Here is a 16,532-nt window from a genome sequence, read left to right on the forward strand (position 1 = left end):
ATGCCTATGACGACGACCTCCTCCGCGACCGGCTCGGCCCCTGACCTCGACCAGGCGCCGGCCGTGCGGGCCCACCACTTCGGCCTCGCCGTGCTCGCGCTCGCCATGGGTGGGTTCGCGATCGGGACCGCCGAGTTCGTGACGATGGGTCTGCTCCCGCAGATCTCGGACGGGGTCGGCGTCTCGATCCCCACCGGCGGGCACGTGATCTCGGCCTACGCCCTCGGCGTGGTGGTCGGCGCTCCGGTGCTGGCCTTCCTCGGCGCGCGCCTCCCGCGGCGGGCCCTGCTGATGGGGCTGATGGGCGCGTTCGCCGTCGGCAACGCGGCCAGTGCGCTCGCGACGTCGTACGGCGCACTCATGCTCGCGCGCTTCGCGGCCGGCCTGCCCCACGGCGCCTACTTCGGTGTCGCGTCCCTGCTGGCGGCCAGCATGGCCTCGCCCGCCCGCAAGGGTCGCGCTGTCGCGGCGGTGATGCTCGGGCTGAGCGTGGCCAACGTCGTCGGCGTGCCCGCCGCCACCTGGCTCGGACAGAACCTCGGCTGGCGCACTGCCTTCTGGGGCGTCACGGTCCTGGGCATGGTGACGCTGGCGCTGGTCCTCGCGTACGTTCCCAGCTGCCCCGGCGACGACGAGGCGAGCGGCCGCCGCGAGCTCGGTGCGTTCCGCCTGCCGCAGGTGTGGCTGACCCTGCTGGCCGGCGCCGTCGGCTTCGGCGGCATGTTCGCCGTCTACTCCTACATCGCCCCGACCGTCACCGACGTCGGCGGCCTGGGGGAGTCCGCGGTGCCCGTGTTCCTGCTGTCCTTCGGCCTCGGCATGGTCGCCGGCACCTACCTCGCCGGCGTGATGGCCGACTGGTCGATCTTCCGCTCGCTGCTGATCGGCTCGGCCGGGATGGGCGCGACCCTGCTGCTCTTCTGGCTGGCCGCGCCCGGCGGCTGGCTGTCCCTGCCGGTGGTCTTCCTCATCACGGTCCTGGGCTCGGTGCTGGTGGTCAACCTCCAGCTGCGGCTGATGGACGTCGCCGGGGACGCCCAGACGCTGGGCGCCGCGCTCAACCACGCGTCGCTCAACGTCGCCAACGCCCTGGGTGCCTGGCTCGGTGGCCTCGTGATCGCCGCCGGCTGGGGCTACCGTGCACCGGCGCTGGTGGGCGTCGGGCTCAGCATCGCGGGCTTCGGAGTGATCGTGCTGTCGGCGCTCGTGCACCGGCGTAACGAACTCTCAACCGACGACGCGGATGCCGCAATCAGCGCGTAACGCACGGTCAACCGTTCGTTAGCACGAGCGGGAAATCATCGGGTCATGGACGAGAACCTGATCCCGCAACCCGACGAGGCAGAGCTCGAGCGCCGACGGGCGTTCCGCGATCGCCGTACGCACGACCTGATGGAGCTGATGGCACGCCGTCAGGAGCTCATCGGGGTGAACCCGTGGGCCGACCACGTCAAGGAGAGCGTGGCCTGGACCGCCTGAGCGGTCCGGCCACGCCCCTCGCGAGCCTCAGACCGCCCAGCAGTTGCTGATCTGCGGCAGTCCGGCGAAGCGGCCCTCGAAGAACAGGGCCGCCTCGGCGCCGAACGGGATGTAGCCGCCGACGTGCGTCGGGATGACATTGGTCGACAGCCGCACGTTGGCTCCCTTGCCGCACCACGACTTCGCCATCGACCGGCCGACGGAGTAGGGGATGACGTCGTCGAGGGCCGAGTGGCTGACCAGGACCGGCATGCTCGGCGTGGTGGTGCCGATGCGCTGCTCGGCGATCATCGTGGCGAACTGCGGTAGGGCGATCAGGTCCGACATCGGCTTGCCGTTGTAGCTCAGGGTCGAGGACTTCACGAAGGAGTGGCCGAAGAGGTCGAAGACGCAGTCCTGCTCGACCTGCGTCATCGTCTGGACGCCCTTGGCGTTGAGGTACGGCGTCAGGTCGACGCCGTAGCTCGAGGAGATGCCGCGCAGGGCGAAGAAGGCGAACGCCGAATACAGCCCGCCGTCGAGGTTGGTGGCGACCGCCTTGAGATCGGCCGGGACCGCGCCCACTGCGGCACCCTTGACCTTGAGCTCGGGCGCGTAGGTCGACGCGAGCTCGGCGGCCGACGCCGCGGCGCCACCTCCCTGCGAGTAGCCCTGGATGCCGACCGGGCTGTTCACCGAGAGGCCCGTGCCGGGAAGCTGCTGCGCGGCGCGGATGACGTCGAGCACGGCGTGTCCCTGCGAGACGCGGTCCATGTAGGTGTGGATCCCGGCGGTGCCGAGCCCCTCGTAGTCGGTGACCGCCACGGCGTACCCGCGGTTGAGCAGGCCCTGGATGGCGATGCCCTCGTACTCGAAGCCCTCGCTGTACTGCCGCGACGGGGCGCACCGGTCGCCCATGCCCTGGGTGCCGGCGGCGAAGCCGATCACCGGGCGGCTGCCGACGCCGATCCACGCGCCCTTCGGCACCATCACGACCCCCGAGACGGCGATGGGGCGCCCGGCGCGGTTGGTGGACTTGTAGAGCACGCGCTTGGCGAAGGTGTGCAGGCTGGACGCGTTGGCCGGGTCCAGCAGGAACGTCTGGGCCTCCGAGCGGATCAGCGCGCCGTTGGCGGCGGGCAGGGTGGCCGGGGCCTCGTAGAACGCCGGTCGTGGTGGTTCGTCCACGGCGGCGTGCGCCGGGGTCGCGACCACGACGACGGCGGACGCCGCGATCGTGGCCAGTGATGTGAGCAGGGTGCGAACGCGTGCCATCGGTCTGTGCCCTCCCAAGCAGAACCTCGTGACCGGGGGACCCCGGGTGTGACGGAGGTTACTGACGAGTCACATCACGGCGACAGTGGTTGCGCAGGCGAATGGGGTCGTTCGCGTGTGACGTCCATCACATGCGTACGGCGCTCGGGACCCCGTCCAAAGGCTTCGCGGGCCGGTGAGAGACTGGCCGCATGTCCTCGACGCCCACCTCGCGCCCGCGGGTCCTCTCCGGCATCCAGCCGACGGCGGACTCGTTCCACCTCGGGAACTACCTCGGAGCGCTGCGACAGTGGGTGGCCCTCCAGGAGGACTTCGAGACCTTCTACTTCATCGCCGACCTGCACTCGATCACGGTCGAGCAGGACCCGAAGGTGCTGCGCGAGCGGACGCTCGTCTCGGTCGCCCAGCTGGTGGCCGCCGGCGTCGACCCGTCGCGCTCGACGGTCTTCGTGCAGAGCCAGGTCCCCGCCCACACCCAGGCCGGCTGGGTGCTCCAGTGCCTCACCGGGTTCGGCGAGGCGCGTCGGATGACCCAGTTCAAGGACAAGTCGGCCAAGGGCGGCGAGGGCGCCTCGAGCGTCGGCCTCTTCACCTACCCGATCCTGCAGGCTGCCGACATCCTGCTCTACCGGCCGCAGTACGTCCCCGTCGGCGAGGACCAGCGCCAGCACCTCGAGCTCACCCGCGACCTCGCCCAGCGGTTCAACCACCGCTACAAGAAGACGTTCCGGGTGCCGGAGCCCTACATCCTCGAGTCGACCGCGAAGATCTACGACCTCCAGATCCCCGAGAAGCAGATGTCGAAGAGCATCGGCGGGCAGGGGTGCGTCTGGGTGCTGGACGAGCCGGACGTGCTGCGCAAGAAGTTCCGCTCCGCGGTCACCGACTCCGACACCGCGATCCGCTTCGACCGGGAGACCAAGCCGGGCGTCAGCAACCTGCTCTCCATCCACTCCGCGCTGTCGGGGGAGAAGGTCGAGGCGCTCGAGGGCGCCTTCGAGGGCCGCGGCTACGGCGACCTGAAGTCCGAGGTCGCCGACGTGGTCGTCGAGGCCCTGACCCACCTGCGCGAAGGGGTGCGCGAGCTGCTGGGTGATCGCACCGAGCTCGAGCGGATCCTGCGCGAGGGTTCCGAACGGGCCGGATCGGTGGCCGAGGCGACGGTGCGCGACGTCTACGACCGCGTCGGCTTCCTGCCCGCGACTCGCTAGGGTCGAGCAGTGCCGACCATCGGAGTTGCCGTCGCGATTCCCGAACCCTGGGCCACCGAGCTCCAGGACTACCGGACCTCCGTCGGCGATCTGACCGCGACGCAGATCCCGACGCACATCACGCTGATCCCGCCGCTGGTGATCGGCGCGGACGACCTGACCGCGATCGAGCAGCACCTCGCCGCGGTCGCCGCCGACGTCGACGCCTTCCGCATACACCTGCGCGGCACGGGTACCTTCCGCCCCGTGTCGCCGGTCGTGTTCGTCTCCCTCGTCGAAGGGATCTCCGAGTGCGAGCTGCTGGCTCACGGCGTACGCCGCGGGCCACTGGCCGTCGACCTCGACTTCCCCTACCACCCGCACGTGACCATCGCCCACCACCTCGGCGACGCCCAGCTCGACCGGGCGTTCACCGAGCTCGCCGACTTCGAGTGCGAGTTCGACGCCGACCACTTCGCGCTCTACGTCCACGACGAGAGCGCCGGCTGGCAGCCCACCCGCGAGTTCGCGCTCCGGCCCGCCCACGCCTGACCCTCGGGAGTCACCCCCATGTCGATCATCGACACCGCCAAGCAGCGCCTCGCCGACGTGCGCAAGCGCCGCCCGTTCATCGACCACGTCGTCCGGATGTTCGAGCACTACGGGAGTGTGGGCGGCAGCGCGCTCGCGGCCGCCGTCACCTACTTCGCCTTCCTGTCGTTCTTCCCGATCCTCGCGCTCGCCTTCGCCGTCATCGGGTTCGTGTCCCGCGCCTATCCCAACGCGGACGAGGACCTGATCACCGCGATCGGCGACGTGTTGCCGGGGATCGTCGGCGGGGAGGACGGCCTCCAGCTCTCGACCTTCCAGGACAACGCACCCGGCATCTTCAGCATCGGGCTCCTGCTCGCGCTCTACTCGGGCCTCGGCTGGCTCTCCGGCCTGCGCACCGCCCTGATCGCGGTCTTCGAGGAGCCGGAGAAGGAGAAGCCCAACTTCGTGCTGGGCAAGGTCCGCGACGTCCTCGCCCTCCTCGCCCTCGGCTCGGTGCTGATCGGGAGCGTCGCCGTGTCCGGGGTGGCGACCAAGCTCGCCACGCCGATCCTCGACGCCCTCGGGCTGAGCGAGGGCGTCGCCCCGGTGGTCTGGGTCCTCGGACTGGTCCTGGGACTCGGTGCCAACACGGTGCTGTTCTTCGCGTTCTTCCGCCTGCTCGCGGCGCCCCGCTCGCCGACACGGTCGCTGTGGTCGGGCGCGCTCTTCGGCGCCGTCGGCTTCGAGGTGCTCAAGCAGCTCTCGACCTTCCTGCTGGCCGGCACCAAGGACCAGCCCGCCGCGCAGGCGTTCGGGATCGCGCTGATCCTGCTCGTGTGGATGAACTACTTCTCCCGCCTGGTCGTGCTCGCCGCCGCGTGGGCCCACACGTCCGCCGCCGCGCGCGCCGCGCGCGCGCGCGAGCAGTGGCGCGACGACGCCACGGTGCAGGGTCCGCAGCTCGACCTCGCTGCGGCCGTCGAGTCCGCTCCGGTCGGTCCCGCAGCCACCGCCTCCGCAGCCACCGCCTCCACCAGGGGCGCCTTTGCCGCGGGGGCGGGCGTGATGCTCGCCCTCGTCGCCGTACTCCGCAGAAGGAAGCACTGACATGCAGATGACCCGCAAGCACGGACTCTTCCTGGTCGGCCTGGCCGTCTGGAACTTCATCACGTGGGGCATGTTCACCAAGAACCTGTACGCCGCCCACACCTCCGGCGAGGACCGCCCCACCGGCTACTGGGTCGCCCACACCGTGCTGATCGTCGTCAACCTCGTCCTCGGCGGGGTCCTCGCTGCCTGGGGTGCGAAGGTGCTGCGCTCGCGCTCCTGAGCCTGTGTACCCGCCCCGGCGGCGGTGAGTGAGCCACCTTTCGATCCCGCGGAACGTGGCTGGGCCACCGCTCGCGTGCGGTCCCGGAGGCGTTCACAGGAGTACGTCGCTCGGCGCCGTCCACAGGACGGGAGCCGTCGGGCGGCGAGACGTCGGTGGACCGTGGCGCAATCGGGGCCATGTTCGCCGTACCCGCAGACTTCCGCACCCGTCCCTTCGCTCGCGCCGAGGCGCTCCAGGCCGGCGTCCCGGCCAGGGTGCTCGAGGGGGCGCAGTTCCGCCGTCTGTACGAGGCCGTCTACTGCCATCGCGACCACGAGCTGACCCTGGCCGACCGCGTGACGGCCGCGCGGCTCGCACTGCCCGGGTCGGCACGCACGACCGGGATCACCCGGATCCAGGAGCTCGGCCTCGTGACCGGCCCGACGGACGTCCTGCACTTCGTCGTCGTCGGCGACCTCCACCTGGCGATGCCGGGAGTCTTCCTGCACCGAACGGTCTCGATGCCCCGCGCGGACGAGGACGGCGTCAGCGGTGCGGCGGCCTTCGTCGCCTACTGTGCCGAGGCGAGGACCCTCGACGCGATCACGGTGGGCAGCCTGTTGCTCCACCTCGAGCTGATGGACCTGCACGAGCTCGAGACGATGCTGGTCGAGCAGCCGTGGCGACGGGGCTGTCGGGAGGCGGCCTGGGTGGTCGAGCACCTGGAGCCGCGGTGTCGCTCGCTGCCCGAGGCCGAGCTGCTGACGCTCGTGCGGTTCAGCGGGCTGCCGGAACCCGAGGTGAACGTGGCCATGAGGGACCCCGACGGGATGACGATCATCCCCGACCTGTGGTTCGGGTGCTGGCGGCAGGCCGTCGAGTACGAGGGTGCCCACCACCAGGAGGACCGCGGGCAGTACGTCGCCGACATCGACCGCTACCTCGCGTTCCGTCGGATGGGCATCGCGTACGTCCAGGTCACCAAGGAACGGATGAGGCATCCGCGGCTGGTGGTGCAGCAGGTCCACCGCGCCCTGACGGAGGCCGGCTACGACGGCCCCGAGCCCGAGCTCGGGGAGCTGTGGGCGGCCTTGTTCCGGTCGCTCCACGACGTCGTACGCCGCGGCGCCCGCGTCTCAGCGGTGCGACAGCCACCTTCCGCGGCTTGAGAACGTGGCTGAGCCACCGGCAGGGCGCGCGCCACGAACGACACGCGCCCCGGCGGTGAGTGAGCCACCTTCCGCGGCTTGAGAACGTGGCTGGGCCACCGCTCGCGCGACTGTCGTGCTGGACCCGCCTGGAAGCGGTGAGTGAGCCACATTCTGCGGGCCGAGAACGTGGCTGAGCCACCGGCAGGGCGCGCGCCACGAACGACACGCGCCCCGGCGGTGCGCCAGCCACCTTCCGCGCCGGCGGAATGTGGCTCACGCACCGCGCGGGGCGGCGGGTGGAGCGGTGGGTGACGCGAGGATCAGTGACCGTGCTTGAGCGCGGTACGCAGGTCCTTGTTGAGCTGCGAGATCACGTCGAGCGGGATCTCCTTGGGGCACGCGGCGGTGCACTGGCCGATGTTGGTGCAGCCGCCGAAGCCCTCGTGGTCGTGCTGGGCGACCATGTCGACCACGCGGGAGTCGCGCTCGGGCTGGCCCTGGGGGAGCTCGCCGAGGTGGGTGATCTTGGCACCCATGAACAGCGATGCCGAGCCGTTGGGGCAGGCGGCCACGCAGGCGCCGCAGCCGATGCAGGTCGCGACGTTGAAGGCACGCATGGCGTCGTCACGCGGGACCGGCACGGAGTGGGCCTCGGGGGCCGAGCCGGTGTTGACGGAGATGTAGCCGCCCTGCTGGATGATCCGGTCGAACGCGCTGCGGTCGACGACGAGGTCCTTGATCACCGGGAAGGCCGTGGCGCGCCACGGCTCGATGGTGATCGTCTCGCCGTCGCTGAAGGAGCGCATGTGCAGCTGGCAGGTCGTGGTGACCTCGGGACCGTGGGCGTCGCCGTTGATCATCAGCCCGCACATGCCGCAGATGCCCTCGCGGCAGTCGGAGTCGAACGCGACCGGGTCCTCGCCCTTGGCATTGAGCTGCTCGTTGAGCACGTCGAGCATCTCCAGGAACGACATGTCGGGGGAGACGTCGTCGAGCTGGTAGGTGTGCATGGCACCGGCCGTGACCGAGTCGGGCTGACGCCAGATCTTCAGCGTCAGGCTCATGTGGTTGTTGTCGCTCACTTGTAGCTCCGCTGCTTCATCTCGATGGCTGTGTAGACGAGGTCTTCCTTGTGCAGGACCGGCGGTTCGCCGTCACCTGCGAACTCCCACGCCGCGACGTACGCGAAGAGGTCGTCGTGGCGCAGCGCCTCGCCGTCCTCGGTCTGCGACTCGCCACGGAAGTGGCCGCCGCACGACTCGCGGCGGTTGAGGGCGTCGATGCACATGAGCTCGCCGAGCTCGATGAAGTCGGCGACGCGGCCGGCCTTCTCGAGCGACTGGTTGAGCGACTCGTTGGTGCCGAGCACCTTCACGTTGCGCCAGAAGTCGTCCTTGAGGGTGCGGATGAGGTCGATCGCCTTCTTCAGGCCGTCCTCGGTCCGCTCCATGCCGCAGTACTCCCACATGATGTTGCCGAGCTCGCGGTGGTAGGAGTCGACGCTGCGCGTGCCGTTGACGGACAGGAAGTGGTCGATGCGCTCCTTGACGGACGTGTGCGCCTCGACGACGGCGGGGTGGTCCTCGGTGATCTTCTCGAACGGCCCGTCCGCGAGGTAGTCGCGGATGGTGTGCGGGAGCACGAAGTAGCCGTCGGCCAGGCCCTGCATCAGCGCCGAGGCGCCGAGGCGGTTGGCACCGTGGTCGGAGAAGTTGGCCTCACCGGTGACGAACAGCCCCGGGATCGTGGACTGCAGGTCGTAGTCGACCCAGACGCCGCCCATGACGTAGTGCACGGCGGGGTAGATGCGCATCGGCACCTCGTACGGGTCCTCGCCCGTGATCCGCTCGTACATGTCGAGGAGGTTGTCGTACTTCTCGGTGATGCCGTCACGACCGAGGCGCTCGATGGCGGCGGCGAAGTCGAGGTAGACACCGCGGCGGACACCGTCGACCTTGGGGCCGACGCCGCGGCCCTCGTCGCAGACGTTCTTGGCCGCGCGCGAGGCGATGTCGCGGGGGACCAGGTTGCCGAACGAGGGGTAGATGCGCTCCAGGTAGTAGTCGCGATCGGCCTCGGGGATGTCGCGCGGGTCCTTGTCGCAGTCGGCCTCGTTCTTCGGCACCCAGATGCGACCGTCGTTGCGCAGCGACTCGCTCATCAGGGTCAGCTTCGACTGGTGCGAGCCGGACACAGGGATGCAGGTCGGGTGGATCTGCGTGTAGCAGGGGTTGGCCATGTAGGCGCCCTTGCGGTGCGCGCGCCACGCGGCGGTGACGTTGCAGCCCATCGCGTTGGTCGAGAGGTAGAAGACGTTGCCATAGCCGCCGCTGGCGAGCACGACGACGTCGGCGAGGTGGGTGTCGATCGCGCCCGTGACCATGTCGCGCGAGACGATGCCGCGCGCCTTGCCGTCGACGACGATGAGCTCGAGCATCTCGTGGCGGGTGAAGGTCTGCACCGTGCCGGCCGCGACCTGCCGCTCGAGGGCCTGGTAGGCGCCGATGAGCAGCTGCTGGCCCGTCTGGCCGCGGGCGTAGAACGTCCGCGACACCTGGACGCCACCGAACGAGCGGTTGTCCAGCAGTCCGCCGTACTCCCGGGCGAACGGGACGCCCTGGGCGACGCACTGGTCGATGATGTTGGTGCTGACCTCGGCCAGGCGGTAGACGTTCGACTCGCGCGAGCGGTAGTCGCCGCCCTTGACCGTGTCGTAGAAGAGGCGGTGGACGGAGTCGCCGTCCTCCTTGTAGTTCTTGGCGGCGTTGATGCCGCCCTGCGCGGCGATCGAGTGCGCCCGTCGCGGGGAGTCCTGGTAGCAGAAGGACTTCACGTTGTAGCCGGCCTCGCCGAGCGTGGCGGCGGCCGAGGCACCGGCCAGGCCGGTGCCGACGATGATCACGTCGAGCTTGCGGCGGTTGGACGGGTTGACGAGGCGGGCCTCGAACTTGCGGTCCGACCAGCGGTCGGCGATCGGGCCCGTCGGCGCCTTGGCGTCGACCAGCGGCTCGCCGGGCGTGTAGTAGCCCGCGGCGTCGTCGGTCATCTCCGCAGGGGTGTCCTGCGAGGCCTCAGCGGCCGTGACGGTGTCCGGCATTTCGTAGTTCATGGTGTCCCTTTACTTCTCGATGACGCCGGCGAGGACGAAGATCGGCACCAGCGAGAAGCCGACCGAGATGACCAGCGCGAGCGCGAAGGCGATCTTCTTCCACGTGGCGCGGGCCGCGGCGGTGCCGGTCAGGCCCAGGGTCTGCGCGGCGCTCCACACGCCGTGGTGCAGGTGCGCGCCCAGCGCGAGCATGGCGACGAGGTAGATCAGCGTCAGCCACCAGGTGTCGAAGGTGTCGACCATCAGGTTGTACGGGTCGTTGGTCGGCCCGCCCTGCACGTTGACCTTGCCCACGGTGAAGTTGAGCAGGTGCCAGATGATGAACAGCAGCAGCGTCACGCCGCCCCAGCGCATCAGCCGGCTCGCGAAGATCGCGCCGGTGCTCTTCTTCATCACGTACGGCACTGTGCGGGCGGCCTTCGCACGGCGCCACAGCGTCACGGCGGCGTACACGTGGACGACCAGGGCGAGCAGCAGCACGACGCGGCTGATCCACAGGAAGCCCGAGTAGGGCAGCAGCGGCTCCCCCAGGACGCGCAGGTGGTGGGCGTACTCGTTGAAGGCGTCGTGGCCGGAGAAGGCCTTGAGGTTCCCGTACATGTGCGCCAGCACGAAGCCGACGAAGATGAGGCCGGAAACAGCCATCAGGAGCTTGAGCGCGATGGTCGAGCGCGACGCACGCGCCCCCTTGACCAGAGACGTGGTTGACACGTCCAGCACCGTACCCCGCGGAAGGCCTCCCATACGGCGCGGGTCCTGTGACATATGTCCGGTTACCGGTGGGTCGTTCTGGCGCGTCCCCTTCCCCTGACGTGTGACAGCGGTCATAGTCGGAGACCGCAGAGCCCAGACCTGTCCCAGCACGGAGGAGCGGCACCTGTGGCATCGACCGACACCGGAGTGACAGGACCGACCAGGGCGGCCATCGAGGCCCGCACGCTGCGCACGGATCGGTGGTGGGTCTCCCCGCTGCTGACGTTCGTGGTGTTCTCCGCGTTCGTCGTCTACGCGACGATCCGCGCGTTCATGGGCCGCGACTACTACGCCTCGCCCTACCTCTCGCCCTTCTACTCGCCGTGCCTCGGCGACTGCGTCGAGGGGGCCTCCGACTTCGGCCAACCCTTCCGCGCGTTCCCGCTGTCCGCGGCGCTGCTCATCCTGATCTTCCCGCTCGGCTTCCGGATGACCTGCTACTACTACCGCAAGGCCTACTACCGGGCGTTCTGGCTCTCGCCGCCCGCCTGCGCCGTCGCCGAGCCGCACCAGGCCTACTCCGGCGAGACGCGGCTGCCGCTGATCCTGCAGAACGTTCACCGCTACTTCTGGTACGCCGCCGTGCTGGTCGGCCTCGTCCTGACCTTCGACACCGTGCTGGCCTTCCGCAACGCCGAGCACGAGTGGGGCCACATGGGGCTCGGCACCCTGCTGATGCTGGTCAACATCACCTTCATCTGGCTCTACACGCTCTCGTGCCACTCGTGCCGCCACACCGTCGGCGGCCGGCTGCGCCACTTCTCCAAGCACCCCGTGCGCTACAGGCTGTGGACCTGGGTCTCGCGGCTCAACGTCAACCACGGCCGGTACGCGTGGTACTCCCTGTTCTCCGTCGCGCTGGTCGACCTCTACGTCTGGCTCCTGGCGACGGGCACCATCACCGACGTGAGGTTCTTCTGATGAGCGACCGGCACCCCATGACCGGCAACCTGATGTCCGGCGAGGCGCAGGGCGGGATGGAGCGCCACGCGTACGACGTCGTGGTGATCGGGGCCGGCGGCGCCGGCCTGCGGGCGGCGATCGCGGCGCACGACGCCGGGGCGCGTACGGCGATCGTGTGCAAGTCGCTGCTCGGCAAGGCGCACACCGTGATGGCCGAGGGCGGCATCGCCGCCGCCATGGGCAACCGGTGGCCCGAGGACAACTGGGAGGTCCACTTCCGCGACACCATGCGCGGCGGGAAGATGCTGAACAACTGGCGGATGGCCCAGCTGCATGCGCAGGAGGCGCCCGAGCGGGTGCAGGAGCTCGAGGACTGGGGCGCGCTCTTCGACCGCACCGACGACGGGCTGATCAGCCAGCGCGACTTCGGCGGCCACAAGTACGCCCGCCTGGCCCACGTCGGCGACCGGACCGGCCTGGAGATGATCCGCACCCTCCAGCAGCGGGCGGTGGCGCTGGGCATCGACGTCTTCATGGAGTGCACGGTCACCGACGTCTTCAAGGACGGGGACGCGGTGTCCGGGGCCTTCGCCTACTGGCGCGAGTCGGGGCGCTTCATCGTGTTCGAGGCCCCGAGCGTCATCCTCGCCACCGGCGGGATCGGCAAGTCGTTCAAGGTCACGTCCAACTCGTGGGAGTACACCGGCGACGGCCACGCGCTCGCGATGCGGGCGGGCGCGAGCCTGATCAACATGGAGTTCGTGCAGTTCCACCCGACGGGCATGGTGTGGCCGCCCTCGGTGAAGGGGCTGCTGGTGACGGAGTCGGTGCGCGGCGACGGCGGCATCCTGAAGAACTCGCAAGGTGAGCGGTTCATGTTCGACTACATCCCCGAGTTCTTCAAGGCGGAGACGGCGGACACGGTCGAGGAGGCCGACGCCTGGTATGACGACAAGAAGAACAACCGCCGGCCACCTGAGCTGCTCCCGCGCGACGAGGTCGCGAGGGCCATCAACTCGGAGATCAAGGCCGGTCGCGGCACCCCGCACGGCGGCATCTACCTCGACATCGCCAGTCGCCGTACGCCCGAGTTCATCCGCAAGCGGCTGCCGTCGATGTACCACCAGTTCAAGGAGCTGGCCGACGTCGACATCACCGCCGAGCCGATGGAGATCGGCCCGACCTGCCACTACGTCATGGGTGGGGTGGAGGTCGACGCGGACACGCAGGAGAGCGCGGTGACGGGCCTGTACGCCGTCGGCGAGTGCTCGGGCGGCATGCACGGCTCCAACCGGCTGGGCGGCAACTCGCTCGGCGACCTGCTGGTCTTCGGCAAGCGGGCGGGGGAATCAGCCACGTCGTACGCCTCCTCGCTCGGCGGCACCCGACCGCAGGTCGACGAGGCGGACGTGAAGGCGGCGCAGGCCAGCGCGCTGGCTCCCTTCGAGGTGGAGGGTGGCGAGAACCCGTACACGATCCAGTCGGACCTCCAGCAGTCGATGAACGACCTGGTCGGGATCATCCGCACCCGGGCGGAGCTCGAGGAGTCGCTGCGCGAGATCGAGGCGTTCAAGGAGCGGGCGCGGACGATGGTCGTGGAGGGGCACCGGCAGTACAACCCGGGCTGGCACCTCGCGCTCGACCTGCGCAACATGCTGATCGTCAGCGAGTGCATCGCAAAGGCCGCGCTGGCGCGCGAGGAGTCGCGCGGCGGCCACACCCGCGACGACTTCCCCGGGCCGAGCGACGAGTGGGGCACCAAGAACCTGGTGGTCAACCTCGACGCCGCGGGCACCGGCGTCGACCTGCACGAGAAGCCGTTGCCCGAGATGCCCGACGAGCTGAAGGGGTACTTCGCATGAGTGGCTATCTGTTGAAGCTGCGGATCTGGCGCGGCGACAAGGACGGCGGGGAGATCAAGGACTATCCCGTCGAGGTCTCCGAGGGCGAGGTCGTGCTCGACGCGATCCACCGCGTGCAGGGGACGCAGGCCGGCGACCTGGCCGTGCGCTGGAACTGCAAGGCAGGCAAGTGCGGCTCGTGCAGCGCCGAGGTCAACGGCCGACCTCGTCTGATGTGCATGTGCCGGCTCTCGGACTTCGAGGAGGACGAGGTCATCACGGTCACCCCGATGCGCAGCTTCCCGGTGATCCGCGACCTGGTCACGGACGTGTCCTTCAACTACGAGAAGGCCAAGGAGCTGCCCGCGTTCGCGCCGCCCGAGCGCGACGCCGACGGGAAGCGCCGGATGGCGCAGATCGACGTCGAGCGCGGCCAGGAGTTCCGCAAGTGCATCGAGTGCTTCCTGTGCCAGAACACCTGCCACGTCGTGCGCGACCACGAGGACAACAAGCCGGCCTTCGCCGGCCCGCGGTTCTTCCTGCGCTACGCCGAGCTCGACATGCACCCGCTCGACACCCACGACCGCCGCGAGCTCGCCCAGGGCGCAGCCGGGCTGGGGATGTGCAACATCACCAAGTGCTGCACCGAGGTGTGTCCCGAGGGCATCAAGATCACCGACAACGCGATCATCCCGCTCAAGGAGCGGGTCGTGGACCGCAAGTACGACCCGCTGGTGTGGCTCGGCAACAAGATCGGGCTGCGCAACAAGGACTACGACGGACGCACCGACAGCTGAGCGGGTGACCGGAGGGCCTCACAGCTGCCATCGTGGGTCGTGATGAGCTCGACCAGGCTGCGCAGTGCGCCGGCCGCCTCCCCGCGGTCCTCGACGGCGATGCGCTGGCCGAGGAGGTCGTACGCCGCGAGCCGTTGGGCGCGGTGACCGCTCGGCATCATGGTGGATCAGTGCCCGGGAGGCGTATCGTCGCCGGCATGCGCATGCGCATCCTGGCCATCGTCGTCGCGGTCCTCGCCGCGCTGCTCACGGCGCCGGCAGGCGGCAACGCGGCCGTCGCGCCATCGGCCGCCCCTCGTGCCGTCGACGTGGTCGACCTGCGCTTCGCCACCCACCCGGGCTTCGACCGGGTGGTGATCGACCTGAGGGGTGGCGCGACCCCCGAGTTCCGCGACGGCCGGTCGCGACGGTTCTTCTTCGAGGGCAGCGGCAAGCCTGTGCCCATCCGCGGTGCAGCCGGCGTCTGGCTCAGCATCACGGGCAACGGGCACGACGCAGCGGGCAACAACATCTTCCGCGGTCCGCGGCTGGCCCGGCCCGGGTTCCCCACCCTGAAGGCGCTCGCCCTCACCGGCGACTTCGAGGGGCAGGTGACGTTCGTGTTCGCGCTACGCCACCGTGCCGACTACACGGTCCGGCACCTGAGCGGCCCGAGCCGGCTGGTCATCGACTTCCAGCACCGGTGAGCGCTGCGGCCAGCAGGTCGCCGTAGTGCTCGCCCACCAGCTCTCCGCACGCGTCGCTCCACGAGCGGGTGCTCAGCTCGCGCCCACGTGCGCCCAGGAGGCCCCGGTGGCGGTCGCCGACGACCGACTCGACGGCCCGCCGCAGGCCGGTGGGGGAGGCGGGGTCGTAGAGCAGGCCCGTCTCCAGAGGTCGTACGACGCCGGGCGCACCGCCCGATCGCGGCGCGACGACCGGCAGGCCGGTCGCGGCCGCCTCGCGCAGCGCGTGGCAGCACGACTCCTCCTCGCCCGGGTGGACCAGCACGTCGAGGGAGGCCAGGGCGGCGGCGAGGTCGCCCGTGGTCAGCGCCCCCGTGAACTTCGCCCGAGGCAGGTGGCGCTCGAGCCACCCTCGCTGCGGGCCGTCCCCGATCACGACGAGGCGGACGCCGGCGAGGTCGGCGAGCTCCGCCAGGCGGCGTACGCCGTGGCGCTCGTGCAGGCTCCCGGCGTAGCCGACCACGACCTGCCGTCCCTCGGGCGAGCGGGCGCGCGACCACTTGTCGTGCAGCCACTGGTCGCGGAGGTCGGGGTTGAAGGCCCGCACGTCGACACCCGGCTCCCACACCGCGGCGTCGACGTCGAGACCACGAAGATGGTCGGCCAGGAAGGCGGAGGTCGCGACCACGCGGTCGGCGCGTGGGGCGACGAGGGGGACCGAGTGCTGCACGACGAGGGTGGGCACGCCGAGGCGACGTGCGTGCTTCAGCGCCTTGCGACCCAGCGTGGCCGGCGAGGTGACGTGCACGAGGTCGGGCCCGAACCGTTCGAGGGCCTCACGGACCTGCCGTCCCGGCTTGTCGAGCGGCCGGATCCGCGCCACGTGGCTGCGGCGGTAGGTGCCCAGCCCCGGGCCGGGCGCGACGACGAGCACCTCGTGCCCGGCGTCGATGAGGTGGTCGGCGACCTGCTTGAGGGTCGTCGTCGTGCCGTCGACGGCGGGATAGAACGTCTCGGTGACCAGGGCGATCCGTCGCGTCTCCATGGCGGCAGCGTGGGTGACGGTCGTGGCGTCCGTCCGACGAGGCGGCCAACGGCGGGTGAAAGCCTCGCGCAGCGGACAGGACCTGTCCGCGGGTCGCCCTAGCGTGGGGTCATGGAGATGAAGCTGGAGCTGATCATGGTGCCCGTGACCGACGTCGACGTGGCCAAGGCGTTCTACGAGAAGGTCGGCTTCGTCGTCGACCACGACCAGACGGTGAGCGACGAGGTCCGCTTCGTGCAGCTCACGCCGCCCGGCTCGGCCTGCTCGATCGCGATCGGGCGCGGCCTGACCGAGATGGCGCCCGGGTCGCTCGACAACCTGCAGATGGTGATCGCCGACGCCGACGCGACGCACGCCGACCTGACCGGTCGCGGGGTCGAGGTGAGCGACGTGCAGGACCTGGCCTGGAGTCGCTTCGTCGGGTTCGACGACCCCGACGGCAACCGGTGGGCGCTCCAGCAGCTGCCCGACTGGTCGGCCGGCGCCGGCGCGTGAGACG

Annotated in this window: 18 protein-coding genes; 12 read left to right on the plus strand and 6 right to left on the minus strand. The window is 70.1% G+C overall.

Annotated elements, in window-relative coordinates; translation table 11 throughout:
- The first annotated feature begins 6 nt into the window (after positions 1–6).
- Positions 7–1,263: an MFS transporter gene (locus C7S10_RS07240; RefSeq protein WP_108343727.1), complete on the plus strand. Its 1,257-nt coding sequence runs from the start codon at positions 7–9 to the stop codon at positions 1,261–1,263.
- Positions 1,264–1,308: 45 nt separating this feature from the next.
- The gene (locus C7S10_RS22135; protein WP_165807075.1) at positions 1,309–1,479 is read left to right on the plus strand and encodes a hypothetical protein; all 171 of its coding nucleotides are present in this window, start codon (positions 1,309–1,311) and stop codon (positions 1,477–1,479) included.
- 27 nt (positions 1,480–1,506) lie between these two features.
- Here C7S10_RS22135 and C7S10_RS07245 read toward each other — a convergent pair whose 3' ends face one another.
- The gene (locus tag C7S10_RS07245) at positions 1,507–2,733 is read right to left on the minus strand and encodes a lipase family protein (protein ID WP_108343728.1); all 1,227 of its coding nucleotides are present in this window, start codon (positions 2,731–2,733) and stop codon (positions 1,507–1,509) included.
- Positions 2,734–2,924: 191 nt separating this feature from the next.
- On the opposite strand from C7S10_RS07245, the gene trpS reads away from it, so the two are divergent.
- The 5 genes from trpS to C7S10_RS07270 all read left to right on the plus strand — a co-directional run bounded on the left by trpS (position 2,925) and on the right by C7S10_RS07270 (position 6,938).
- Positions 2,925–3,944: a tryptophan--tRNA ligase gene (gene trpS, locus C7S10_RS07250; RefSeq protein ID WP_108343729.1), complete on the plus strand. Its 1,020-nt coding sequence runs from the start codon at positions 2,925–2,927 to the stop codon at positions 3,942–3,944.
- Between the two features lie 9 nt (positions 3,945–3,953).
- Positions 3,954–4,475: a 2'-5' RNA ligase family protein gene (locus tag C7S10_RS07255; RefSeq protein ID WP_108343730.1), complete on the plus strand. Its 522-nt coding sequence runs from the start codon at positions 3,954–3,956 to the stop codon at positions 4,473–4,475.
- Between the two features lie 18 nt (positions 4,476–4,493).
- Positions 4,494–5,564, plus strand: a complete 1,071-nt coding sequence (locus C7S10_RS07260; RefSeq protein WP_108343731.1) for a YihY/virulence factor BrkB family protein — start codon at positions 4,494–4,496, stop codon at positions 5,562–5,564.
- A 1-nt stretch (position 5,565) separates the two neighbouring features.
- Positions 5,566–5,787, plus strand: coding sequence for an SCO4848 family membrane protein (locus C7S10_RS07265; RefSeq protein WP_108343732.1), 222 nt, complete (start codon positions 5,566–5,568; stop codon positions 5,785–5,787).
- Between the two features lie 179 nt (positions 5,788–5,966).
- Positions 5,967–6,938 (plus strand): hypothetical protein, encoded by a 972-nt coding sequence (locus C7S10_RS07270; RefSeq protein WP_108343733.1) that lies wholly within the window; start codon positions 5,967–5,969, stop codon positions 6,936–6,938.
- Positions 6,939–7,240: 302 nt separating this feature from the next.
- On the opposite strand, the gene C7S10_RS07275 is transcribed toward C7S10_RS07270, so the two are convergent.
- The 3 genes from C7S10_RS07275 to C7S10_RS07285 are packed head-to-tail and all read right to left on the minus strand — an operon-like array spanning position 7,241 to position 10,740.
- A complete protein-coding gene (locus tag C7S10_RS07275) occupies positions 7,241–7,984 on the minus strand; it encodes a succinate dehydrogenase/fumarate reductase iron-sulfur subunit (RefSeq protein WP_108344029.1) in 744 nt (247 codons plus the stop codon).
- Between the two features lie 14 nt (positions 7,985–7,998).
- On the minus strand, positions 7,999–10,017 hold the full coding sequence (locus C7S10_RS07280) for a fumarate reductase/succinate dehydrogenase flavoprotein subunit (protein WP_108343734.1): 2,019 nt from the start codon (positions 10,015–10,017) through the stop codon (positions 7,999–8,001).
- Between the two features lie 21 nt (positions 10,018–10,038).
- Positions 10,039–10,740: a succinate dehydrogenase cytochrome b subunit gene (locus C7S10_RS07285; protein ID WP_108344030.1), complete on the minus strand. Its 702-nt coding sequence runs from the start codon at positions 10,738–10,740 to the stop codon at positions 10,039–10,041.
- A gap of 168 nt (positions 10,741–10,908) precedes the next feature.
- Between C7S10_RS07285 and C7S10_RS07290 the strand changes: the two genes are divergently transcribed.
- From C7S10_RS07290 to C7S10_RS07300, 3 genes are read left to right on the plus strand one after another with little or no spacing between them, the layout of a single operon-like run.
- The gene (locus C7S10_RS07290; protein WP_207769270.1) at positions 10,909–11,703 is read left to right on the plus strand and encodes a hypothetical protein; all 795 of its coding nucleotides are present in this window, start codon (positions 10,909–10,911) and stop codon (positions 11,701–11,703) included.
- Positions 11,703–13,547: a fumarate reductase/succinate dehydrogenase flavoprotein subunit gene (locus tag C7S10_RS07295; protein ID WP_207769271.1), complete on the plus strand. Its 1,845-nt coding sequence runs from the start codon at positions 11,703–11,705 to the stop codon at positions 13,545–13,547. The genes C7S10_RS07290 and C7S10_RS07295 overlap by 1 nt, the downstream gene beginning before the upstream one ends.
- Positions 13,544–14,323: a succinate dehydrogenase/fumarate reductase iron-sulfur subunit gene (locus C7S10_RS07300; RefSeq protein WP_108343735.1), complete on the plus strand. Its 780-nt coding sequence runs from the start codon at positions 13,544–13,546 to the stop codon at positions 14,321–14,323. The genes C7S10_RS07295 and C7S10_RS07300 overlap by 4 nt, the downstream gene beginning before the upstream one ends.
- Here the strand turns inward: C7S10_RS07300 and C7S10_RS07305 are convergent.
- Positions 14,299–14,484 (minus strand): hypothetical protein, encoded by a 186-nt coding sequence (locus C7S10_RS07305; protein ID WP_108343736.1) that lies wholly within the window; start codon positions 14,482–14,484, stop codon positions 14,299–14,301. The genes C7S10_RS07300 and C7S10_RS07305 overlap by 25 nt on opposite strands.
- A gap of 36 nt (positions 14,485–14,520) precedes the next feature.
- Between C7S10_RS07305 and C7S10_RS07310 the strand changes: the two genes are divergently transcribed.
- On the plus strand, positions 14,521–15,009 hold the full coding sequence (locus C7S10_RS07310; RefSeq protein ID WP_108343737.1) for an AMIN-like domain-containing (lipo)protein: 489 nt from the start codon (positions 14,521–14,523) through the stop codon (positions 15,007–15,009).
- Here the strand turns inward: C7S10_RS07310 and C7S10_RS07315 are convergent.
- Positions 14,987–16,033, minus strand: coding sequence for a glycosyltransferase (locus tag C7S10_RS07315; protein ID WP_108343738.1), 1,047 nt, complete (start codon positions 16,031–16,033; stop codon positions 14,987–14,989). The genes C7S10_RS07310 and C7S10_RS07315 overlap by 23 nt on opposite strands.
- Before the next feature lie 111 nt (positions 16,034–16,144).
- On the opposite strand from C7S10_RS07315, the gene C7S10_RS07320 reads away from it, so the two are divergent.
- A complete protein-coding gene (locus C7S10_RS07320) occupies positions 16,145–16,528 on the plus strand; it encodes a VOC family protein (RefSeq protein WP_108343739.1) in 384 nt (127 codons plus the stop codon).
- Positions 16,529–16,532: the final 4 nt, after the last annotated feature.

Origin of the sequence: Nocardioides currus, from assembly GCF_003057875.1 — a bacterium.
Taxonomy (GTDB): Bacteria; Actinomycetota; Actinomycetes; order Propionibacteriales; family Nocardioidaceae; genus Nocardioides; species Nocardioides currus.